Source organism: Microvirga sp. P4_G7, assembly GCF_056401005.1.
Genome location: NZ_JBFUKD010000686.1, coordinates 1 through 1,898, shown reverse-complemented (window position 1 = coordinate 1,898; position 1,898 = coordinate 1). Strand labels below are relative to the sequence as shown.

Here is a 1,898-nt window from a genome sequence, read left to right as displayed (position 1 = left end):
ACCGCAACACCTATGCCCGTCTGGCGGAAATTCTCGACGGTCAGAAAGTCGTGGCCGGCCCGAAGGGTGTGAAGAAGGACGTCACGATCGCTCGCGACGTGCTCAACGAGTATCCGCGTTCGCAGTGGTGGCAGTTCGCCGTCGCCGACGACGCGCGGATGACCGAGATCGAAGCGATCCAGAAGCAATACGACGACTCCAAGAAGCGCCTCGAACAGCGCTTCCTGGACAAGGTCGAGAAGCTGCAGCGCGGTGACGAACTTCCGCCCGGCGTGATGAAGATGGTCAAGGTCTTCGTCGCGGTGAAGCGCAAGATCCAGCCCGGCGACAAGATGGCCGGCCGTCACGGCAACAAGGGTGTCGTGTCGCGGATCGTCCCGATCGAAGACATGCCGTTCCTCGAAGACGGAACGCATGCCGACATCGTTCTCAATCCGCTCGGCGTGCCGAGCCGTATGAACGTCGGACAGATCCTCGAAACCCACCTGGGTTGGGCTGCTGCCGGTCTCGGCAAGCAGGTCGCTCTGGCGGTGGATGCCTACATGAAGTCGGGCAAGGCCAAGCTCCTGCGCGACGAACTTCATGGGATCTACGGCAAACAGCCGGAGATCGACGAGGCATCGGACGAGGAACTGGCCGAACTCGGCAGGAACCTGCGGCGCGGCGTGCCTTTCGCGACCCCCGTCTTCGACGGTGCGAAGGAAGCGGACATCGAAGCGATGCTTGCGCGGGCGGGTCTCGACCCATCCGGCCAGGTCACGCTTTACGATGGTCGCACCGGCGAGTCGTTCGATCGCAAGGTCACCGTGGGCTACATCTACATGCTGAAGCTCCACCACCTCGTCGACGACAAGATCCACGCCCGTTCGATCGGTCCGTACAGCCTCGTCACCCAGCAGCCGCTGGGYGGTAAGGCGCAGTTCGGCGGYCAGCGCTTCGGTGAAATGGAAGTGTGGGCGCTCGARGCKTAYGGCGCKGCGTACACSYTSCAGGAAATGCTSACSGTSAAGTCGGACGACGTGGCGGGCCGCACCAAGGTCTACGAAGCCATCGTTCGCGGCGACGACACTTTCGAGTCCGGCATTCCGGAGAGCTTCAACGTTCTCGTGAAGGAAATGCGCTCGCTCGGCCTCAACGTGGAGCTGACCAGCTCCAAGCAGGCCGCCAACGAGCAGGACCAACTGCCTCCGTCCGAGGCAGCGGAATAAGTGGCGCGAGACGCGACAGTTTGACGATCGGGCCGCGGCCTTTTCAGGGCCGCGGCATCATTCATTTGCCGGTGAGGGAGCCGCTTTTCGGCCCCTCCAGCTAGGAGACGACGATGACTCAAGAGGTCATGAATCTCTTCAATCAGGCCGCCCAGCCGCAGACTTTCGATCAGATCAAGATTTCGATCTCGAGCCCGGAAAAGATCCTGTCGTGGTCTTACGGCGAGATCAAAAAGCCAGAGACCATCAACTACCGTACGTTCAAGCCCGAGCGTGACGGTCTGTTCTGCGCGCGCATCTTCGGCCCCATCAAGGACTACGAGTGCTTGTGCGGCAAGTACAAGCGCATGAAGTACAAGGGCGTCATCTGTGAGAAGTGCGGCGTGGAAGTCACGCTGGCGCGCGTCCGGCGCGACCGCATGGGTCACATCGAGCTCGCGGCGCCCGTCGCGCACATCTGGTTCCTTAAGTCTCTGCCGAGCCGCATCGGTCTGCTGCTCGACATGACGCTCAAGGATCTGGAGCGCATTCTCTATTTCGAATCCTACATCGTCGTTGATGCCGGCCTGTCGCCGCTCAAGGACCGCCAGCTGCTGTCCGAGGACGAGTACATCCGCGCTCAGGACGAGTACGGCGAGGATTCGTTCACGGCCATGATCGGCGCGGAAGCGATCCGTCGCATCCTGCAAG

At 61.7% G+C, this 1,898-nt stretch carries 1 protein-coding gene and 1 pseudogene; both read left to right on the top strand.

Going from position 1 to position 1,898, the window contains the following annotated elements:
- Positions 1-1,208: DNA-directed RNA polymerase subunit beta (locus tag AC1DT3_RS19530; RefSeq protein WP_477466874.1), on the top strand; the 1,208-nt coding region annotated here is incomplete at its 5' end.
- Positions 1,209-1,321: 113 nt separating this feature from the next.
- Positions 1,322-1,898, top strand: a pseudogene (locus AC1DT3_RS19525) (DNA-directed RNA polymerase subunit beta'); the annotation flags it as partial.